Origin of the sequence: Streptomyces sp. LUP47B (genome assembly GCF_001746295.1) — a bacterium.
GTDB lineage: Bacteria > Actinomycetota > Actinomycetes > Streptomycetales > Streptomycetaceae > Streptomyces.
This window is the reverse complement of the sequence record NZ_MJAH01000010.1, coordinates 326,816-346,539: the sequence shown is the minus strand read 5'-3', so window position 1 is coordinate 346,539 and position 19,724 is coordinate 326,816. Positions and strand designations below refer to the sequence as shown.

The 19,724-nt window shown below is 69.5% G+C and carries 17 protein-coding genes; 15 read left to right on the top strand and 2 right to left on the bottom strand.

What is annotated here, in order from left to right; genetic code table 11:
• The first annotated feature begins 11 nt into the window (after window positions 1–11).
• The 9 genes from ftsW (at window position 12) to BFN33_RS29540 (ending at window position 8,614) form a co-directional block, all read left to right on the top strand.
• A complete protein-coding gene (gene ftsW / locus BFN33_RS29580; RefSeq protein ID WP_069763196.1) occupies window positions 12–1,373 on the top strand; it encodes a putative lipid II flippase FtsW in 1,362 nt (453 codons plus the stop codon).
• Between the two features lie 6 nt (window positions 1,374–1,379).
• Window positions 1,380–2,474 carry an undecaprenyldiphospho-muramoylpentapeptide beta-N-acetylglucosaminyltransferase gene (gene murG, locus BFN33_RS29575; protein WP_069763195.1) on the top strand — a complete coding sequence of 365 codons (1,095 nt, stop codon included), beginning with the start codon at window positions 1,380–1,382 and terminating at the stop codon, window positions 2,472–2,474.
• A 19-nt stretch (window positions 2,475–2,493) separates the two neighbouring features.
• The gene (locus tag BFN33_RS29570) at window positions 2,494–3,288 is read left to right on the top strand and encodes a cell division protein FtsQ/DivIB (protein ID WP_069763289.1); all 795 of its coding nucleotides are present in this window, start codon (window positions 2,494–2,496) and stop codon (window positions 3,286–3,288) included.
• A gap of 287 nt (window positions 3,289–3,575) precedes the next feature.
• Window positions 3,576–4,772: a cell division protein FtsZ gene (ftsZ, locus tag BFN33_RS29565; protein WP_057618507.1), complete on the top strand. Its 1,197-nt coding sequence runs from the start codon at window positions 3,576–3,578 to the stop codon at window positions 4,770–4,772.
• Window positions 4,769–5,497, top strand: a complete 729-nt coding sequence (gene pgeF / locus BFN33_RS29560) for a peptidoglycan editing factor PgeF (RefSeq protein ID WP_069763194.1) — start codon at window positions 4,769–4,771, stop codon at window positions 5,495–5,497. Before ftsZ ends, pgeF begins: the two co-directional genes overlap by 4 nt.
• Before the next feature lie 6 nt (window positions 5,498–5,503).
• Window positions 5,504–6,223 carry a YggS family pyridoxal phosphate-dependent enzyme gene (locus BFN33_RS29555; RefSeq protein WP_069763193.1) on the top strand — a complete coding sequence of 240 codons (720 nt, stop codon included), beginning with the start codon at window positions 5,504–5,506 and terminating at the stop codon, window positions 6,221–6,223.
• Between the two features lie 129 nt (window positions 6,224–6,352).
• Window positions 6,353–6,994: a cell division protein SepF gene (locus tag BFN33_RS29550; protein WP_069763192.1), complete on the top strand. Its 642-nt coding sequence runs from the start codon at window positions 6,353–6,355 to the stop codon at window positions 6,992–6,994.
• Window positions 6,995–7,044: 50 nt separating this feature from the next.
• Complete coding sequence (locus BFN33_RS29545; protein WP_057618503.1) at window positions 7,045–7,335, top strand: YggT family protein; 291 nt, start codon at window positions 7,045–7,047, stop codon at window positions 7,333–7,335.
• Between the two features lie 52 nt (window positions 7,336–7,387).
• Window positions 7,388–8,614: a DivIVA domain-containing protein gene (locus BFN33_RS29540; RefSeq protein WP_069763191.1), complete on the top strand. Its 1,227-nt coding sequence runs from the start codon at window positions 7,388–7,390 to the stop codon at window positions 8,612–8,614.
• A gap of 153 nt (window positions 8,615–8,767) precedes the next feature.
• Here the strand turns inward: BFN33_RS29540 and ileS are convergent, their stop codons facing one another.
• The gene (ileS, locus tag BFN33_RS29535) at window positions 8,768–11,905 is read right to left on the bottom strand and encodes an isoleucine--tRNA ligase (RefSeq protein ID WP_069763190.1); all 3,138 of its coding nucleotides are present in this window, start codon (window positions 11,903–11,905) and stop codon (window positions 8,768–8,770) included.
• 611 nt (window positions 11,906–12,516) lie between these two features.
• Here ileS and BFN33_RS53295 point away from each other — a divergent pair.
• The 6 genes from BFN33_RS53295 (at window position 12,517) to BFN33_RS29505 (ending at window position 18,444) form a co-directional block, all read left to right on the top strand.
• Window positions 12,517–13,866: a TraR/DksA family transcriptional regulator gene (locus BFN33_RS53295; RefSeq protein WP_079141062.1), complete on the top strand. Its 1,350-nt coding sequence runs from the start codon at window positions 12,517–12,519 to the stop codon at window positions 13,864–13,866.
• Window positions 13,867–13,927: 61 nt separating this feature from the next.
• Window positions 13,928–14,503, top strand: coding sequence for a signal peptidase II (lspA, locus tag BFN33_RS29525; RefSeq protein ID WP_069763189.1), 576 nt, complete (start codon window positions 13,928–13,930; stop codon window positions 14,501–14,503).
• Between the two features lie 49 nt (window positions 14,504–14,552).
• Window positions 14,553–15,497: an RluA family pseudouridine synthase gene (locus BFN33_RS29520; protein WP_069763188.1), complete on the top strand. Its 945-nt coding sequence runs from the start codon at window positions 14,553–14,555 to the stop codon at window positions 15,495–15,497.
• Window positions 15,494–15,964: a GNAT family N-acetyltransferase gene (locus BFN33_RS29515; protein ID WP_069763187.1), complete on the top strand. Its 471-nt coding sequence runs from the start codon at window positions 15,494–15,496 to the stop codon at window positions 15,962–15,964. The genes BFN33_RS29520 and BFN33_RS29515 overlap by 4 nt, the downstream gene beginning before the upstream one ends.
• A 112-nt stretch (window positions 15,965–16,076) precedes the next feature.
• Window positions 16,077–17,651: a Na+/H+ antiporter gene (locus BFN33_RS29510; RefSeq protein ID WP_069763186.1), complete on the top strand. Its 1,575-nt coding sequence runs from the start codon at window positions 16,077–16,079 to the stop codon at window positions 17,649–17,651.
• 52 nt (window positions 17,652–17,703) lie between these two features.
• Window positions 17,704–18,444, top strand: a complete 741-nt coding sequence (locus BFN33_RS29505; protein ID WP_069763185.1) for an SDR family NAD(P)-dependent oxidoreductase — start codon at window positions 17,704–17,706, stop codon at window positions 18,442–18,444.
• A 111-nt stretch (window positions 18,445–18,555) separates the two neighbouring features.
• Here the strand turns inward: BFN33_RS29505 and BFN33_RS29500 are convergent, their stop codons facing one another.
• A complete protein-coding gene (locus BFN33_RS29500) occupies window positions 18,556–19,680 on the bottom strand; it encodes a mechanosensitive ion channel family protein (RefSeq protein WP_069763184.1) in 1,125 nt (374 codons plus the stop codon).
• Window positions 19,681–19,724: the final 44 nt, after the last annotated feature.

The following is a 19,724-nucleotide window of genomic DNA, read 5'->3' as shown; positions in this document are numbered from 1 at the left end:
CGGAGGCGTTGATGCCCAGTAGCCGTACCGGCAGGCCGCCCGTGCAGCGGGCGTCCCGGCGCCCCGCCGTCTCCCGGCCCTCGCGCGAGAACCCCGTACAACGGCTCTACACACGTGCGCGCAAGGCCTGGGACCGGCCCCTGACCGCCTACTACCTGATCCTCGGCGGCAGTCTGCTGATCACCGTGCTCGGTCTGGTGATGGTCTACTCGGCCTCCCAGATCACGGCTCTGCAGATGTCCTTGCCGGGATCCTTCTTCTTCCGCAAGCAGTTCCTGGCCGCCGCCATCGGCACCGTACTGCTGCTGATCGCGTCCCGGATGCCGGTCAAGCTGCACCGGGCCCTCGCCTATCCGATCCTGGCGGGCGCCGTCTTCCTGATGGTCCTGGTGCAGGTGCCGGGGATAGGGATGTCGGTCAACGGCAACCAGAACTGGATCTCGCTCGGCGGCTCCTTCCAGATCCAGCCCAGCGAGTTCGGCAAGCTGGCCCTCGTGCTGTGGGCGGCCGACCTGCTCGCCCGCAAGCAGGACAAGAAGCTGCTGACCCAGTGGAAGCACATGCTGGTGCCGCTCGTCCCGGTCGCCTTCCTGCTGCTCGGGCTGATCATGCTCGGCGGCGACATGGGTACGGCGATCATCCTGACGGCGATCCTGTTCGGCCTGCTGTGGCTCGCGGGGGCGCCGACCCGGCTGTTCGTCGGGGTGCTGTCGGTCGCCGCGTTCATCGGGTTCGTCCTGATCAAGACCAGCCCCAACCGCATGGCCCGGCTCGCCTGCATCGGCGCCACCGAGCCCAAGTCCGGGGCCGCCGACTGCTGGCAGGCCGTGCACGGCATCTATGCCCTCGCCTCCGGCGGAATCTTTGGTTCCGGGCTCGGTGCGAGTGTGGAGAAATGGGGCCAACTACCCGAAGCCCACACCGACTTCATCTTCGCCGTCACCGGTGAGGAACTGGGCCTCGCGGGGACGCTGTCGGTACTCGCCCTCTTCGCGGCTCTAGGCTATGCGGGTATCCGCGTGGCCGGACGCACGGAGGACCCCTTCGTCAGGTATGCCGCGGGAGGCGTGACCACCTGGATCACCGCTCAGGCTGTGATCAACATCGGTGCGGTGCTCGGTCTGCTGCCGATCGCCGGTGTCCCTCTCCCGCTGTTCTCCTACGGGGGTTCCGCCCTGCTGCCGACCATGTTCGCCGTCGGGCTGCTGATCGCGTTCGCGCGTGACGATCCCGCCGCGCGGGCGGCGCTTTCGATGCGGCAACCCCGCTTTGGTAGAAAGCGGGCGGGAGGCGCCGTGCCGGCACGGGGGCCTCGGAGATGGAACACGATGAGACGGCGCGCCCCCTCGGCGCGTTCGTCCGGAGAGCGGTGAATTTCGGTGCATGTCGTACTCGCCGGTGGGGGGACCGCCGGCCACATCGAGCCCGCGCTCGCCCTCGCGGACGCCCTGCGCAGGCAGGACCCGAGCGTGGGGATCACGGCTCTGGGCACGGAACGGGGGCTGGAAACCAAACTCGTCCCACAGCGCGGCTACGAGCTCGCGCTCATCCCGGCCGTCCCGCTGCCCCGTAAGCCCACCCCGGAGCTGATCACCGTGCCGGGCCGGCTGCGCGGCACGATCAAGGCCACCGAGCAGATCCTTGAGCGCACCAAGGCCGACTGCGTCGTCGGCTTCGGCGGCTATGTGGCACTGCCCGGCTACCTCGCCGCCAAGCGGCTCGGTGTGCCGATCGTGATCCACGAGGCCAACGCCCGCCCCGGCCTCGCCAACAAGATCGGGTCCCGGTACGCCGCCCAGGTCGCCGTCGCCACACCGGACAGCAAACTGCGCAACTCCCGCTACATCGGCATCCCGCTGCGCCACACCATCGCCACCCTGGACCGGGCCGCCGCCCGCCCCGAGGCCCGGCACATGTTCGGCCTCGACCCGAACCTGCCGACCCTGCTGGTCTCCGGCGGCTCGCAGGGCGCCCGGCGCCTCAACGAGGTCGTCCAGCAGGTCGCGCCCTGGCTCCAGCAGGCCGGGATCCAGATCCTGCACGCGGTCGGCCCCAAGAACGAACTGCCGCACGTACAGCAGATGCCGGGAATGCCCCCCTACATCCCGGTAAGTTACCTGGACCGGATGGACCTCGCGTACGCCGCGGCCGACATGATGCTCTGCCGCGCGGGCGCGATGACCGTCGCCGAACTCTCCGCCGTCGGGCTCCCGGCCGCCTACGTCCCGCTGCCCATCGGCAACGGCGAACAGCGGCTGAACGCCCAGCCGGTGGTCAAGGCCGGCGGCGGACTGCTGGTCGACGACGCGGAACTGACGCCGGACTGGGTCCGGGCCAACGTCCTGCCCGTGCTCGCCGACCCGCACCGGCTGTACGAGATGTCCCGCTCCGCCGCCGAGTTCGGTCGCCGGGACGCCGACGAGCTGCTCGTCGGCATGGTGTACGAGGCGATCGCCTCCCACCGACGCCAGTAGCCAGGAAGAGGGAGTGGGCGTGGCCGGATCGACGACCGCCGAGCGCGGTGAACGCCAGCAGGAGTCGTCCGGCCCGCCTCCTGCCCGGCGGTTGAGGGTGCGTCGGCTTCGTACGATCATCATTCTTGCCGTGGTGCTCGTGCTTCTTTCCGCGGGCACCGTCTGGCTGTTGTACGGCTCCCAGTGGCTGCGCGTCGAAGGCGTGTCGGTCTCGGGAACCAGGGTGCTGACCCCGGACCAGGTCCGCGAGGCCGCCGACGTGCCGGTCGGAGCGCCGCTGATTTCCGTCGACACCGATGCGATTGAGGCACGGCTGCTCCGGAAATTGCCCCGAATTGACTCGGTTGATGTCGCTCGTTCCTGGCCCCATGGAATCGGACTGAAAGTGACCGAGCGTACTCCGGTTCTGCTTGTCCAAAAGGGCGGAAACTTCGTCGAAGTGGACGACGAAGGAGTCCGATTCGCCACGGTTTCTGAGGCCCCCAAAGGCGTTCCCGCGCTGGAATTGACGCTCTCCCGGCCGGACTCCCGTGCCGCGAGCCTGCGCCGCTTCGGTGAGGCCCGGCTCGTGCGCGAAGCGGTGCGCGTGGCGGGTGACATTCCGGCCGCCGTCGCGCACACGACCCGTTCCGTCAAGGTGCGTTCGTACGACGACATCTCGCTGGAGCTGGAGGGCGGCCGTACCGTCGCCTGGGGGAGCAGTGAGAAAGGTGCCGCGAAGGCCCGTACGCTCGCCGCTCTCATGAAAGCCACTCCCGATGCGCGGCACTTCGACGTCAGCGTCCCCACGGCCCCTGCGTCATCAGGGAGTTGACGCACATCAGCGCAGGCCAGCACCCTGGTTGGGCACTGCTACGGCTGATCACATAGGGTGAAAAGAAAAACGGGAGGTTCGGCGTGTTCGTTGAACGTGCGCCACTTGTCGACTTAGTGTCCTGTTCAGAAGACTCCAGGGAACAGACACACTGGTAACCCTAAACTTCAGCGTTAGGGTTCGGGTCGGCGCTACGGACCGTCCCATTCGGCATCAGTCGACGGATCGCGAGGCAGCAGTGCCCCGTTGGTTCGGCGACACGTAACTCGAGGCGAGAGGCCTTCGACGTGGCAGCACCGCAGAACTACCTCGCAGTCATCAAAGTCATCGGTGTCGGCGGCGGTGGTGTCAATGCCATCAACCGGATGATCGAGGTCGGTCTCAAGGGCGTCGAGTTCATCGCCATCAACACCGACGCGCAGGCGCTGTTGATGAGCGACGCCGACGTCAAACTCGACGTCGGCCGCGAACTCACCCGCGGACTCGGCGCCGGAGCCAACCCGGCCGTGGGCCGCAAGGCGGCCGAGGACCACCGTGAGGAGATCGAGGAGGTCCTCAAGGGGGCCGACATGGTCTTCGTGACGGCCGGCGAAGGCGGCGGCACCGGCACCGGCGGCGCGCCCGTCGTGGCCAACATCGCACGCACCCTGGGCGCCCTCACCATCGGCGTGGTCACGCGCCCGTTCACCTTCGAGGGACGGCGCCGCGCCAACCAGGCCGAGGACGGCATCGCCGAACTCCGCGAAGAGGTCGACACCCTCATCGTCATCCCCAACGACCGACTGCTGTCCATCTCGGACCGCCAGGTCTCCGTCCTCGACGCCTTCAAGTCGGCCGACCAGGTCCTGCTCTCCGGTGTCCAGGGCATCACCGACCTCATCACCACGCCCGGTCTGATCAACCTCGACTTCGCCGACGTCAAGTCGGTCATGTCCGAGGCCGGTTCGGCGCTCATGGGCATCGGCTCGGCCCGCGGCGACGACCGCGCGGTGGCCGCCGCCGAGATGGCGATCTCCTCGCCGCTCCTGGAGGCGTCCATCGACGGCGCCCGCGGTGTGCTGCTCTCCATCTCCGGCGGCTCCGACCTCGGCCTGTTCGAGATCAACGAAGCGGCTCAGTTGGTCAGCGAGGCCGCCCATCCGGAGGCCAACATCATCTTCGGTGCGGTCATCGACGACGCCCTCGGCGACGAGGTTCGCGTCACCGTGATCGCCGCCGGCTTCGACGGGGGGCAGCCGCCGACCCGTCGGGAGACGGTCATGGGTTCGTCCTCGAACCCGGCCCGCCGCGAGGAGCCCACTCCGGTACGGCAGACCGAGAGCCGCCCGTCCTTCGGCTCGCTCGGCAGCGTCACGCCGAAGGAGGACCCGGAGCCCGCGCCGGAGCCGGTCGCCGACCTTCCGGTGGCCCCGCCGGTCCCGCCGTCGCGGCACTACACCGACAGCGCGGCCGAGGAACTGGACGTGCCGGACTTCCTGAAGTGACAGGACGGCGCGAGAGCGTGAGCGGCGCGCACTTCGCCTTCACCGACCGGTGGGGCGGGGTGAGCGCCGCTCCGTATGAGGAGCTCAACCTCGGCGGGGCGGTCGGTGACGACCCCGAGGCCGTGCGGACCAATCGCGAACTGGCCGCCAAGACGCTGGGTATCGATCCCGCCCGGGTGGTCTGGATGAACCAGGTGCACGGGGCGGACGCCGTGGTGGTCTCGGCGCCGTGGGGCGAGCGGCCGGTGCCTCGGGTCGACGCGATCGTCACCGCCGAACGCGGTCTCGCCCTCGCCGTCCTCACCGCGGACTGCACCCCGGTGCTGCTCGCCGACCCGGTCGCCGGGATCGCCGCCGCGGCCCACGCGGGCCGGCCCGGCATGGTCGCCGGAATCGTCCCCGCCGCGCTACGCGCGATGACGGAACTCGGCGCCGATCCCGCCCGGATCGTCGCCCGCACCGGACCCGCCGTCTGCGGCAGGTGCTACGAGGTGCCCGAGGAGATGCGCGCCGACGTCGCCGCCGTCGAGCCCGCGGCGCACTCCGAGACGAGTTGGGGCACGCCCGCGGTCGACGTGACCGCCGGCGTGCACGCGCAACTCGACCGGCTCGGGGTGCGCGACCGGCAGCAGTCGCCGGTGTGCACGCTGGAGTCGGGCGACCACTTCTCGTATCGCCGCGATCGCACCACGGGGCGACTCGCGGGATATGTCTGGCTGGACTGATAGGGCATGACGGACCGTAAGGATGAACTCGCCGCAAATCTGGCGAAGGTGGAGCAGCGCATCGCCGCCGCGTGCGCGGCCGCCGGCCGGGCGCGGGAGGAGGTGACCCTCATCGTGGTCACCAAGACCTATCCCGCGAGCGATGTGCGGATGCTCTCGGAGCTCGGCGTGCGTCATGTCGCCGAGAACAAGGACCAGGACGCGGCCCCCAAGGCCGCCGAATGTTCGGATCTGCCGCTTACTTGGCACTTTGTTGGTCAATTGCAGACCAACAAGGTGCGATCTGTGGTTGGTTACGCGGATCTCGTGCAGTCTGTCGATCGTTCCAAGTTGGTGACGGCCCTTTCGAAGGAGGCCGTGAAGGCCGGGCGTGAAGTGGGATGTCTCATCCAGGTCGCGCTCGACGCCGGATCGAGCGAGCGAGGGGAGCGGGGTGGCGTGGCGCCAGGCGGAATCGCGGAGTTGGCCGATCTCGTGGCCCGGGCTCCGGGGTTGCGGCTCGACGGGTTGATGACCGTCGCTCCGCTCACCGGGGAGTACGCGGGACGCGAACAGGCGGCGTTCGAGCGGTTGATGGATTTGTCGACGGACCTGCGCCGAGTCCATCAGGCTGCGAACATGGTCTCGGCAGGGATGAGTGCGGACCTCGAACAGGCCGTGGCGGCAGGGGCGACACATGTGCGCGTCGGCACCGCGGTACTCGGAGTCCGCCCCAGGCTCGGGTAACGTCGCCAAGAAGTCGGACCACAGCAGAAAATATGGTCATTTCCGCCGAAAGGCGGTCATAACGACCTCGTGGATCGCGGGCACTTGGCAGTCGTCAGCCGATCCACCACAGAGCGGAGGACTCAGAGAATGGCCGGCGCGATGCGCAAGATGGCGGTCTACCTCGGCCTCGTGGAGGACGATGGGTACGACGGCCGCGGTTTCGACCCCGACGACGACTTCGAACCGGAACTCGACCCGGAGCCCGAGCGGGACCGCCGACGGCATGAGCCGTCTCACCAGTCACATCAGGTACTTCAGCCCGAAAGGGATGAATCGGTCAGAGTTGTGCAGTCCTCGGTGCCGCGCGACTCCGTGCCCCGATCCACTTCGCCGGCCGCGGAATCGGTGCGTCCCGCGCGTATCGCGCCCGTGGCATCCATCACACAAGAGCGCGCAAGCCTGGAGAAGAACGCACCGGTGATCATGCCCAAGGTCGTGTCGGAACGAGAGCCTTACCGGATCACCACGCTTCACCCTCGGACCTACAACGAGGCCCGTACCATCGGGGAACACTTCCGTGAGGGCACCCCGGTGATCATGAATCTGACTGAGATGGATGACACAGACGCCAAGCGACTTGTCGACTTTGCGGCCGGTTTGGTGTTTGGTCTTCACGGCAGCATCGAGCGGGTGACGCAGAAGGTGTTCCTGTTGTCGCCTGCTAACGTCGATGTCACGGCGGAGGACAAGGCCCGCATCGCAGAGGGCGGGTTCTTCAACCAGAGCTGAGAAGCACAACCGGAACGAAGTACGGAACAGGGGAGAGGGAAAGACAGACCATGAGCGTGTTCGCGCAGGTGATCTACATCGCGCTGATGGTGTTCCTCATCGTGCTCATCTTCCGGTTGGTCATGGACTACGTCTTCCAGTTCGCCCGCTCGTGGCAACCCGGCAAGGCGATGGTGGTCGTTCTGGAGGCCACCTACACTGTCACCGATCCACCGTTGAAGCTTCTGCGGCGGTTCATCCCGCCGCTGCGTCTCGGGGGCGTGGCGCTCGACCTGTCCTTCTTCGTGCTGATGATCATCGTCTACATCCTCATCTCCATCACGGGAAACCTGGCGAGGTGACTGTGGACGATACGGTCTTGCCGACTGCCGATGACTACGTTGAGGTGAAGAGATGCCGTTGACCCCCGAGGACGTGCGGAACAAGCAGTTCACGACCGTCCGCCTCCGAGAAGGCTATGACGAGGACGAGGTCGATGCCTTCCTCGACGAGGTCGAAGCCGAACTGACGCGCCTGTTGCGCGAGAACGAGGACCTGCGCGCCAAGCTGGCCGCGGCGACGCGTGCTGCTGCCCAGAACCAGCAGAACATGCGCAAGCCCCCGGAGCAGCAGGACCAGCAGCAGGGTGGCATGCCCGGACAGGGAATGCCGCAGCAGGGCATGCGCGGCCCAGGTCCCGGCGCTCCGGTGCCCGCCGGCATATCCGGTCCGCCGCAGCAGCAGATGGGCGGCCCCATGGGTGGCCCGCCCCAGCTGCCGAGTGGTGCTCCGCAGCTGCCCGCCGGTCCCGGCGGTGGCCAGGGTGGCCCGCAGGGCCCCGGCCAGATGGGTCAGGGTCAGATGGGCCAGGGCCCCATGGGCCAGGGTCAGATGGGCCAAGGCCCGATGGGTCAGGGTCAGATGGGCCAGGGCCCCATGGGCCAGGGTCAGATGGGCGGTCAGCCGCCCATGCAGCAGCAGATGGGTGGCCCGATGGGCGGCCCCATGGGCGGTCCGATGGGCGGCCCCGGTCAGGGCCCCGGTGGCGACAGCGCCGCCCGTGTCCTCTCGCTGGCCCAGCAGACCGCCGACCAGGCGATCGCCGAGGCTCGCTCCGAGGCCAACAAGATCGTCGGCGAGGCTCGTTCGCGTGCCGAGGGTCTTGAGCGTGACGCCCGTGCCAAGGCCGACGCGCTGGAGCGGGACGCGCAGGAGAAGCACCGTGTCGCGATGGGCTCCCTCGAGTCCGCCCGCGCCACGCTGGAGCGCAAGGTCGAGGACCTGCGCGGCTTCGAGCGCGAGTACCGCACGCGTCTGAAGTCGTACCTCGAGTCGCAGCTGCGTCAGCTGGAGACCCAGGCCGACGACTCGCTGGCTCCGCCGCGTACCCCGGCGACCGCGTCGCTGCCGCCGTCCCCGGCGCCTTCCATGGCTCCGGCCGGTGCGAGCGCGCCGTCGTACGGCGGCAACCAGGGCATGGGCGGCGGTCCTTCGCCGGCCGGCCCGTCCTACGGCGGCCAGCAGCAGATGTCTCCCGCGATGACCCAGCCGATGGCGCCGGTACGGCCCCAGGGTCCTGGTCCGATGGGACAGGCTCCCTCGCCGATGCGTGGCTTCCTCATCGACGAGGACGACAACTGACGGCCTCTAGTACGCCTTAGGCGTCGGCAGCGTTCAGGGCGGGGCCCCGGATTTCGATCCGGGGCCCCGCCCTTTTACGCGGGTTGATCACAGTGTCGCCAAGACGCGGAAGGCCCGGCCCCCTCCTGGGGACCGGGCCTTCGCTCTCGCCGGTTACGCCTTGCGCAGGCGGAACGTCAGGGACAGGCCCTCGTCGGTGAACGGGGTGCCGTAGGTGTCGTCCGCCTCACCCTGGGCGAAGTCCGTGGCCAGGACCTCGTCGGCGATCAGGGGCGTGTGCTCGGACAGAGCCGCGATCACGGCCGGGTCCGTGGCCGTCCAGCGGAGCGCGATACGGTCGGCCACGTCGAGGCCGCTGTTCTTGCGGGCCTCCTGGATCAGACGGATCGCGTCACGGGCCAGGCCCGCCTGACGGAGTTCCTCCGTGATCTCCAGGTCCAGCGCCACCGTCGCACCGGAGTCGGACGCCACCGACCAGCCCTCGCGCGGGGTCTCCGTGATGATCACCTCATCGGGGGCGAGCGTGATCGTCTCGCCGTCGACCTCGACCGACGCCGTGCCCTCGCGCAGGGCGAGGGAGAGCGCGGCCGCGTCGGCGCCCGCGACGGCCTTGGCCACGTCCTGGACGCGCTTGCCGAAACGCTTGCCGAGAGCGCGGAAGTTGGCCTTCGCCGTGGTGTCGACCAGGCTGCCGCCGACCTCGCTGAGGGAGGCGAGCGCGCTCACGTTGAGCTCCTCCGTGATCTGCGCGTGCAGTTCACGGTCGAGGGAGCCGAAGCCGGTCGCGGCGATGAGCGCCCGGGACAGCGGCTGACGGGTCTTCACACCCGACTCCGCGCGCGTGGCACGGCCCAGCTCGACGAGCCGGCGCACCAGGACCATCTGCTTCGACAGCTCCGGGTCGATGGCGGACAGATCCGCCTCCGGCCAGGACGCCAGGTGCACGGACTCCGGGACGCCGGGGGAGACCGGCACGACCAGGTCCTGCCAGACCCGCTCGGTGATGAACGGGGTCAGCGGGGCCATCAGCTTGGTGACCGTCTCGACGACCTCGTGCAGCGTGCGCAGCGCGGCCTTGTCGCCCTGCCAGAAGCGGCGCCGGGACCGGCGTACGTACCAGTTGGACAGGTCGTCGACGAACGCCGACAGGAGCTTGCCGGCGCGCTGGGTGTCGTACGACTCCAGGGACTGGGTCACCTGGTCGGTCAGCGCGTGCAGTTCGGACAGCAGCCAGCGGTCCAGGACCGGGCGGTCGGCCGGGGCCGGGTCCGCCTCGCTGGGCGCCCAGTTCGACGTACGGGCGTACAGGGCCTGGAAGGCAACCGTGTTCCAGTACGTCAGGAGCGTCTTGCGGACGACCTCCTGGATCGTGCCGTGGCCCACGCGACGGGCCGCCCACGGGGAGCCGCCGGCCGCCATGAACCAGCGCACCGCGTCCGCGCCGTGCCGGTCCATCAGGGGGATCGGCTCCAGGGTGTTGCCCAGGTGCTTGGACATCTTGCGGCCGTCCTCGGCGAGGATGTGACCGAGGCAGACGACGTTCTCGTACGACGACTTGTCGAAGACCAGGGTGCCCACGGCCATCAGCGTGTAGAACCAGCCCCGGGTCTGGTCGATGGCCTCGCTGATGAACTGCGCCGGGTAGCGGGACTCGAACAGCTCCTTGTTCTTGTACGGGTAGCCCCACTGCGCGAACGGCATCGAACCCGAGTCGTACCAGGCGTCGATGACCTCCGGCACGCGCGTGGCCGTCTTCTGGCACTGGGGGCACGCGAAGGTGACCTCGTCGATGAACGGGCGGTGCGGGTCCAGGTCGGAGTGGTCCGTGCCGGTCAGCTCGGTGAGCTCCGCGCGGGAGCCCACGACGGTGAGGTGGTCGTCCTCGCAGCGCCAGATCGGCAGCGGAGTGCCCCAGTAGCGGTTGCGGGACAGCGCCCAGTCGATGTTGTTCTGCAGCCAGTCGCCGAAGCGGCCGTGCTTCACCGTCTCCGGGAACCAGTTGGTGTTCTCGTTCTCCTGGAGGAGGCGGTCCTTGGCGGCCGTGGTGCGGATGTACCAGGACGGCTGCGCGTAGTAGAGGAGCGCGGTGTGGCAGCGCCAGCAGTGGGGATAGCTGTGCTCGTACGGGATGTGCTTGAAGAGGAGGCCGCGCTGCTGGAGGTCCTCGGTGAGCTTTTCGTCCGCCTTCTTGAAGAAGACGCCGCCGACCAGGGGGACGTCCTCCTCGAACGTGCCGTCGCGGCGCACGGGGTTCACGACGGGCAGGCCGTAGGCGCGGCAGACCTTGAGGTCGTCCTCACCGAACGCGGGGGACTGGTGGACCAGGCCCGTACCGTCCTCGGTCGTGACGTACTCGGCGTTGACCACGTAATGGGCCGGCTCCGGGAACTCCACGAGCTCGAACGGACGTTGATAGGTCCAGCGCTCCATTTCGGCGCCGGTGAAGGACTCGCCGGTGGTCTCCCAGCCCTCGCCGAGCGCCTTGGCGAGCAGCGGCTCGGCGACGACGAGCTTCTCCTCACCGTTGGTCGCGACGACGTAGGTGACCTCGGGGTGCGCGGCCACGGCCGTGTTGGACACCAGCGTCCAGGGGGTCGTCGTCCAGACCAGGAGCGCGGCCTGGCCGGCGAGCGGACCGGAGGTGAGCGGGAAACGGACGTACACGGAAGGGTCGACGATCGTCTCGTAGCCCTGCGCCAGCTCGTGGTCCGACAGGCCCGTCTCGTCGCGGGGGCACCAGGGGGCCACGCGGTAGTCCTGGACCAGCAGGCCCTTGTTGAAGATCTCCTTGAGCGACCACCAGACGGACTCGATGTACTCCGGGTCCATCGTGCGGTAGGGGTCGTGGAGGTCGGTCCAGTAGCCCATGCGGGTCGTGAGCGCCTCGAAGGCGTCGGTGTGGCGGGTCACGGACTCGCGGCACTTGGCGTTGAACTCGGCGATGCCGTACGCCTCGATGTCCTTCTTGCCGGTGAAGCCGAGCTCCTTCTCGACCGCCAGCTCCACCGGCAGGCCGTGACAGTCCCAGCCCGCCTTGCGGGCCACGTGGTAGCCGCGCATGGTGCGGAAGCGAGGGAAGACGTCCTTGAAGACGCGCGCCTCGATGTGGTGGGCGCCGGGCATGCCGTTGGCGGTGGGCGGGCCCTCGTAGAACACCCACTCGGGGCGGCCCTCGGACTGCTCCAGGCTCTTGGCGAAGATCTTCTGCTCGCGCCAGAAGTCGAGCACCGCGTGCTCGAGCGCGGGCAGGTCGACCTGGGCGGGCACCTGGCGGTACGTCGGCGTTGTCATCAGCGAGCTTCCTCCGGCGGACTTGCTGCCTTCCGTCCGGAGGGACGAGAGCCCCTGCGCCGGTTTCGGCGCGCTCCCGCGGTACCACCCTCCTTGGCCCGCCGACGCCTGGTGTGCGTCGGTGAGCCCCCTCATTGGGGTCGCGATGCCGGGTCTACCGGCCCTGGTGGCCCGTGGGCGGAGCCCACTGATCCAAGGCTTTCTTCCGGCGGCTCCGGGGTGATCTTCACGTCGCGCTCGCCCCCGGGCTTCCACCGTCCCCGGGTCGCTCTGGGCTGCGTACGCCGCTACTCGTCCCCATCCACGCTTTTCGCTCCGCCCAGTGTACGGCGCCCCGGGGACAGTGGCCGACCGGATTTCCGGGGCCGGACGCGGAGGCCGCCGTAGGGCACGGAGTGACCCGAATGGAGCGGCACGGCTGTTCGGATTCCGGGACGGACGGTCCGGCGGATTACCTGGCGGGGAGCTGGGCACAACGCATGCATGCTTCCCGCCCCGCGCGCGCGGGGCGGGCGAATCGGGCGGCGTGCCCCGTTGCCGCGGGACTGAAGTCGATTTATCGTCCCAGCACGATTCGCGAGCAAGATCACAATATGTGAAGGGGCCGCGGCATGGTGGCGAAGAAGACCGCCGTACAGCAGTCGGCGTCGGGCCGGTCCACCCATGCCCGTGCCTCCGGCGGCGAGGCCAAGGGCGCGGCCGCCAAGGCCGTGAAGGCCGTCGGAGCGGCGGCGAAGAGCGTCGCGAAGAAGGCTGCCGTCAAGAGCACTCGCGCGGGTGGCGAGAAGGCCGTGGCGAAGAAGGCGGCGCCCCGGAAGGCGAGCGGCGCCAAGAAGGCCACGGCGGCTCCCGGCGGCCGGACGGCCGCGGAGGAGGCCTCGGCCGGGAGACCCGCGGCCGAGGCGCCTGCCGGCGGGACGGCAGACGTCACCAAGGGCGTCGGCAAGACCTCTGTCACGAAGAAGGCCTCGACGCCGAAGAAGGCGGCGGCCGCCAAGAAGTCGGTCGCCAAGAAAGCCTCCGCCGCGAAGAAGGCGGCCACGAAGAAGACAGCCACAGCCACCAAGAAAGCGGTGACGAAGAAGGCCGCCACGAAGGAAGCGGCTACGAAGAAGGCGGCTACGAAGAAGGCGGCCACGAAGAAAGCCGCCACCAAGGAAGCGGTGACCGAGAAGGCGGTCACAGAGAAGGCCAGTACCAAGAAGGCGGCCGCCAAGGAAGCGGTGACGGAGAAGGCGGTCGCCAAGGAATCCGCAGTGAAGGACACGGCCGCGACCAAGCGCGCGGCCAAGGGCGCGGGGAGGAAGACGGCCGCGCAGGACATCGCGGCCGAGGAGAAGGCCGCCACGGAGGCCGGTGCCCCGCAGGGGGACGCCGGGCAGGGCACCTCCGGGAAGAACACCCTCACCAAGAGGGCGGCCAGGAAGAGCACGGCCAAGAAGGCGGGCGCGGCCGAGGCCGCGAAGCAGACGGGAGCCACGACAGTGGTTGCGAAGAAGACTCCTGGTACGGCCACGGCGGCGAAGACCGCCCTACCCAACGCGCGTGTCTCCGCGGTGGAGCCCGGAGAGCTCGCGGTGCGTCCTGGTGAGGACCCGTGGACGCCCGAAGAGGTCGCCGAGGCGCGCGCCGAGCTCACGGCCGAGGCCCTGCGGCTCCGTACCGAGATCACCACCTCGGAGGAGTCCCTGGTCGGGCTCATGCGGGACTCCGGCGACGGCGCCGGCGACGACCAGGCCGACACCGGGACCAAGAACATCACGCGGGAGAGCGAGATGGCCCTCGCGGCCAACGCGCGCGAGATGCTCATCCAGACCGAACGCGCTCTGGGGCGGCTCGACGCCGGCACCTACGGCCTGTGCGAGAACTGCGGCAACCCCATCGGCAAGGCGCGCATGCAGGCATTCCCGCGCGCGACCCTGTGCGTGGAGTGCAAGCAGAAGCAGGAACGCCGGTACTGAGGGTCCTTGGAGGCGTGTCGTACCCTCGTCCTCAGTCAGGTATCTAGGTCGAGGGACTCACGTGACAGAGGCGGAGCGCATCATCGGTACGCCGGATACCCCAGAGGCGGCGGGGGCCGAACCGGAGCAGGACCAGACGGCGCTGCCCAGGGGCAGGCGCCGTATCGCCGTGCTGTTCACGGTGGCCGCCTTCGCGTACGCCCTCGACCTGGTCAGCAAGATGATCGTGGTCGCCAAACTGGAGCACCACGAGCCGATCGAGATCGTCGGGGACTGGCTGAGGTTCGAGGCGATCCGCAACGCGGGCGCGGCCTTCGGCTTCGGTGAGGCCTTCACCGTGATCTTCACGGTGATCGCGGCGGCGGTGATCGTGGTCATCGCCCGCCTCGCCCGCAAGCTCTACAGCCTGCCCTGGGCGATCGCGCTCGGTCTGCTGCTCGGCGGCGCGTTCGGCAACCTCACCGACCGGATCTTCCGCTCCCCGGGCGTGTTCGAGGGCGCGGTCGTCGACTTCATCGCGCCCAAGCACTTCGCCGTCTTCAACCTCGCCGACTCGGCGATCGTGTGCGGCGGCATCCTGATCGTGCTGCTGTCGTTCAAGGGACTCGACCCCGACGGCACCGTCCACAAGGAGTGATCCACAGGCGCCGGTCGGGGCTGTCGGTGGTGTCCGGCATACTCGACGGGTGAGCACCGTTCCCGAGATCCGTACCCTGCCCGTGCCCGACGGCCTGGAGGGCGAGCGCGTCGACGCCGCCATCTCCCGCATGTTCGGCTTCTCCCGGACCAAGGCGGCCGAGATCGCCGCCGCGGGGAAGGTCACGGTCGACGGGTCGGTGGTCGGGAAGTCCGAGCGGGTGCACGGCGGGGCCTGGCTGGAGGTCGAGATGCCACAGGCGGCCGCGCCGGTGCAGCTCGTCGCCGAGCCGGTCGAGGGCATGGAGATCGTCCATGACGACGACGACATCGTCGTGATCGTCAAGCCGGTCGGTGTCGCCGCGCACCCCAGCCCCGGCTGGACCGGGACGACCGTGATCGGCGGGCTCGCCGCCGCCGGGTACCGCATCTCGACCTCCGGTGCCGCCGAGCGCCAGGGCATCGTGCACCGCCTCGACGTGGGCACCTCGGGACTGATGGTGGTGGCCAAGTCGGAGCGGGCGTACACCTCGCTCAAGCGGCAGTTCAAGGAGCGCACCGTCGACAAGCGGTACCACACGCTCGTCCAGGGCCACCCGGACCCGACCAGCGGCACCATCGACGCACCCATCGGCCGCCACCCCCAGCACGACTACAAGTGGGCGGTCACGGCCGAGGGCAAGCCGTCCGTGACGCACTACGACCTCATCGAGGCATTCCGTGCGGCCTCCCTGCTCGATGTGAAGCTGGAGACCGGGCGCACCCACCAGATCCGTGTCCACATGGCGGCCCACCGCCATCCCTGCGTCGGCGACCTGACGTACGGCGCCGACCCGACGCTCGCCAAGCGGCTGAGGCTGACCCGGCAGTGGCTGCACGCCGTGCGGCTGGGCTTCGAGCACCCCGGGGACGGAGAGTGGGTGGAGTTCGCGAGCGACTATCCGGAGGATCTGCAGCAGGCCCTGGACCTGGTGCGTGAGGAGACCTACGGGTGAGCACGCACGCGTACGTGGTGCGGGTCGCCGAGGACCCCGCAGACCGTGAGGCCTGCTTCACGGTGCGCAAGGAGGTCTTCGTCGGCGAGCAGGGCGTGCCGGAGGACATCGAGTACGACGTCTACGACGCCGTGGCGGTGCATGTGCTGGCCGTGCGGGAGGACGGGGTGCCGCTCGGGACCGGGCGGCTGCTGCACGGAGAGGCCGCGGCCGGGAAGACCGGCGGTGACGTGACCGTGGGCTCGTTGGGGCGGCTCGCCGTGACACAGGCGGCGCGCGGACTCGGGGTGGGAGCGGCTCTCGTGCGGGCCGTCGAGGACGCGGCACGCGCGCGTGGGCTCGTGGCCGTGGATCTGCATGCGCAGACGCATGCGCTGGGGTTCTACGAGCGGCTCGGGTACGTGGCGTACGGGCCGGAGTTTCCGGACGCGGGGATACCGCATCGGGCCATGCGGCGGGTTCTCTGACGGTCGCAATGCGCGCCGACGGGAGAGGACGAGCGGCGGTCGGGAAGGTCTGGGCGTGAAGCGGGCAGACTGAAGTGACCGTAGATTTGTCGATCTGCCCGGAGTTCTGACCGTGGATCAGTTGGCCCTGTTGTTCGTGTTGCTGCTGGGGGCTCTGATCAGTGTCCCGGTGGGAGACCGGTTCGGATTGCCGGCGCCGGTGCTGATGACGTTGCTCGGGATCGTGCTCGCGGTACTGGACTTCGTACCGAATGTCGATATTCCACCCGATCTGATTCTGCCCATCCTGTTGCCGCCGTTGCTCTACGCGGCGGTGCGTCGGACGTCGTGGCGGCAGTTCGCGGCCAACAAGCGGCCGATCTTCCTGCTGGCCGTCGCGCTCGTGTTCGTCACCACGCTGTGCGTCGCCGTCGTCGCCCAGGCGATCGTGCCGGGACTGCCGATCGCCGCCGCCGTCGCGCTCGGCGCGCTGGTCGCGCCGCCCGACCCGGTCGCCGCCACCGCCGTGGCAGGCCAACTCGGGCTGCCCCGGAGGCTGGTGTCCATCCTGGAGGGCGAGGGGCTCTTCAACGACGTGACGGCGATCGTGCTCTACCACGTGGCGGTCGCCGCAGCCGTCAGCGGCTCGTTCACGGCCGGGAAGGCCGTCTTCGAGCTGGTGCTCTCCGCGGTGGTCGCCGTCGCCGTGGGGCTCGCGCTGGGCTGGGGGGCCAACAAGCTGATGGATCTGCTGGGTGACGCCACGCTCCAGATCGGGCTGACGGTACTCGTGCCGTACGCCTCCTACGTGCTCGCCGAGGAGCTTCACGGCTCCGGTGTGCTCGCGGTGCTGACCACCGCCCTGTTCATCGCCGAGTACGCCACCGACGCCGACGACGTGATGACCCGGCTCGCCGGGCACACCTTCTGGGACATCGTCGACACGCTCGTGACCGGCGTTGCCTTCGGGCTCATCGGACTCGAACTGCACAACGCGATCCGGACCGCGTCCGGACGCTGGGGCGAGATGCTCGGTTGGGCCGCCGCGATCGTGGCCGTGGTGGTGCTCGTACGGCTGCTGTGGCTGTTGCCGGCGACCTGGCTCACCAAACGCCTGCACGCCAAGCGGGACATAGACGAGGAGATCCCGATGGGATGGCGGGAGACCGTCGTCATGTGGTGGTCCGGGATGCGGGGCGTGGCGTCCGTGGCGCTGGCGCTGGCCATCCCGCTGGAGACCGACTCGGGGGCGGCCTTCCCCGACCGGGACGAGATCGTGTTCATCGCGTTCGGGGTGATCATGGCGACGCTCGTGCTGCAGGGGCTGACCCTGCCGTGGCTGGTGAAGCGGCTGGGGGTGCGGTCCGACAGCGAGCGGGAGATGGAGTTCGAGAAGATCCTCGCGGTCCGGGCGGCGAAGGCGGCCAAGAAGCGGCTGCGGGAGATCGAGAACGTGGAGGAACTGCCCGAGGAGTTGTCGGAGCAGATGCTGCGGCGCGCGTTCGAGATCGGTGTGCGGATCTCTCCCGAGATGGGGGACGAGGAGCGGCGCGAGGCCCGACGGCGGCTCAAGCGGGCGCGGCGCATCCACGGCGAGATGCTCAGCGCGGCGCGGCACGAGGTGCTGGCGGCGCGGAGCGAGCCCGGGGCCGATCCCGAGATCGTGGACCGGGTGCTGCGGCATCTGGACGTTCGGAGTTTGCGGTGAAGGTGCGGAAACCGGGGTGAGCTCGCCGACCGGGCGTTTGTAGGCTGCGGTCATGGCTCGCAACGTGGTGATCAGCGGTGGCGGTACGGGAATCGGACTCGCGGCGGCGCAGGTGTTCGCCGCGGAAGGGGACCGGGTGCTGCTGCTCGGCCGGCGTGCCGAGGTGCTCGGGAACGCCGGGGTGCCAGGCGCTCTGACGTACGCCGCCGATCTCGGTGACGTCGACCAGGTGCGCGGGGTCGTCGGGTTCGTGGAGCGTGAACTCGGGGCCGTGGACGTGCTGATCCACAGCGCCGGGGGTACCGGGCAGCTCGAGCCGCACGTCGACAGCTCCGATCCGCTCGACGCCGTCGCGCACAACTGGACCGTGAACTTCCGGCTCAATCTCCTGACCGCGGCACTGCTCACCGAGGGGCTGAAGGAGCGGCTCGCCTCGCCGGGCGGGCGGGTGCTGTTCGTGAGCTCCATCGCCGCGTACCGGGGGTCCGGGAGCGGGGCGTACGGGGCGGCCAAGGCGGGGCTGCACCCGTACGCCCATGATCTCGCGCGCGAGTTGGGGCCGCGGGGGATCACCGCGAACGTGGTCGCGCCGGGGTACATCGAGGACACGGAGTTCTTCGGCGGGGCCATTGATCCCGCTCGGCGGGAACGGCTCGTCAACGACACGTCGAACGGGCGGGCCGGGATGCCGGGGGATGTCGCCGCGACGCTTCATTGGCTGGCGTCCCCGGGGGCGGGGCATGTGACTTCGCAGGTCGTGCAGGTCAACGGTGGGGCTGAGCGGGGGCATTGACGGTGGGCGGGCGCGGTCCGTCGTGGCGGGGCGCGCCCACGCCGCGGCAGCCGCACAGGGACACGGCCCCGCGCCCCCGGGCCGGTGCGGGCACCGGCCCGGGACGGACCGTCAGCCCCGCCCCGTCCGTGGGGACTCGTGGGCCCGGCGGGTGGCCGTGCCGTTGCCGTTGCTGTTGCCGTTGGAGGAGGGGCCGCCGCGTGGCCGTACGACCGCGTCCGCCGTGTTGACGCGGGGGAGCGCGTACGGATGGTTTTCGGTCAGCCAGCGGAGCATCTGCTCGCGGACCGTGACCCGTACCGTCCAGATGTCGTCGGCGTCCTTGGCGGTCACCAGGGCCCGTACCTGCATGGTGTTCGGGGTGGTGTCGGTGACGTCGAGGCCGTAGGCGCGGCCGTCCCAGGCCGGACACCCGCGCAGGATGTCCCGCAGCCGCTCGCGCATCAGCTCCACCGGGGCCGTGTGATCGACGTGCCAGAAGACGATGCCGGTCATCTGCGGGGTGCCGCGGGACCAGTTCTCGAACGGCTTCGAGGTGAAGTACGACACCGGCATGGTGATCCGGCGCTCGTCCCAGGTCCGTACCGTCAGGAAGGTCAGCGTGATCTCCTCGACCGTGCCCCACTCGCCGTCCACCACCACGGTGTCGCCGATGCGCACCATGTCACCGAAGGCGATCTGCAGCCCGGCGAACATGTTGCTGAGCGTCGACTGGGCGGCGACACCGGCGACGATGCCGAGGATTCCGGCGGAGGCCAGCAGCGAGGCACCGGCCGCGCGCATCGCGGGGAACGTCAGCAGCATCGCGGCCACCGCCACCACCCCGACGGTCGCGGCGACCACCCGCATGATCAGCGTCACTTGGGTGCGCACCCGGCGGACCCGGGCGGCGTCGTGGTGGGCGCGCGCGTAACGGGTGTACGTCGTCTCCACTATGGCCGCGGCGATCCGGATCACCAGCCAGGCGGTCGCCCCGATCAGGACCAGCGTCAGCGTCTGCCCGATGCCGGCGCTGTGCCGCTCCAGCACCCTCGCCTCGTCGTACGCCCCTCTCAGCATCGCCGCGCACAGCACGAGCATGTAGGGGATGCGACCACGGCGCAGCAGCCCCCACATCGGGGTCTCGCTGTGGCGTGCGTCGGCCTTGCGCAGCAGAAGGTCGGTGGCCCAGCCGATCACCAGTGTGACCAGCACCGAGCCACCGACCACGATCAGTGGCCGGAGTACGTTCTCCATGACCCCGAACCTAACCGGCCCGGGCGGGGCATGAACATGTGACT

What these genes read in the sequence shown, in the direction of transcription:
- BFN33_RS29540 (WP_069763191.1), top strand. Translation starts at nt 7,388, where the DNA reads ATGCCGTTGACCCCCGAGGACGTGCGGAACAAGCAGTTCACGACCGTC.
- BFN33_RS29555 (WP_069763193.1), top strand. Translation starts at nt 5,504, where the DNA reads ATGACGGACCGTAAGGATGAACTCGCCGCAAATCTGGCGAAGGTGGAG.
- BFN33_RS53295 (WP_079141062.1), top strand. Translation starts at nt 12,517, where the DNA reads ATGGTGGCGAAGAAGACCGCCGTACAGCAGTCGGCGTCGGGCCGGTCC.
- BFN33_RS29550 (WP_069763192.1), top strand. Translation starts at nt 6,353, where the DNA reads ATGGCCGGCGCGATGCGCAAGATGGCGGTCTACCTCGGCCTCGTGGAG.
- BFN33_RS29505 (WP_069763185.1), top strand. Translation starts at nt 17,704, where the DNA reads ATGGCTCGCAACGTGGTGATCAGCGGTGGCGGTACGGGAATCGGACTC.
- BFN33_RS29545 (WP_057618503.1), top strand. Translation starts at nt 7,045, where the DNA reads ATGAGCGTGTTCGCGCAGGTGATCTACATCGCGCTGATGGTGTTCCTC.
- ileS (WP_069763190.1), bottom strand. Translation starts at nt 11,905, where the DNA reads ATGACAACGCCGACGTACCGCCAGGTGCCCGCCCAGGTCGACCTGCCC.
- BFN33_RS29500 (WP_069763184.1), bottom strand. Translation starts at nt 19,680, where the DNA reads ATGGAGAACGTACTCCGGCCACTGATCGTGGTCGGTGGCTCGGTGCTG.
- ftsW (WP_069763196.1), top strand. Translation starts at nt 12, where the DNA reads ATGCCCAGTAGCCGTACCGGCAGGCCGCCCGTGCAGCGGGCGTCCCGG.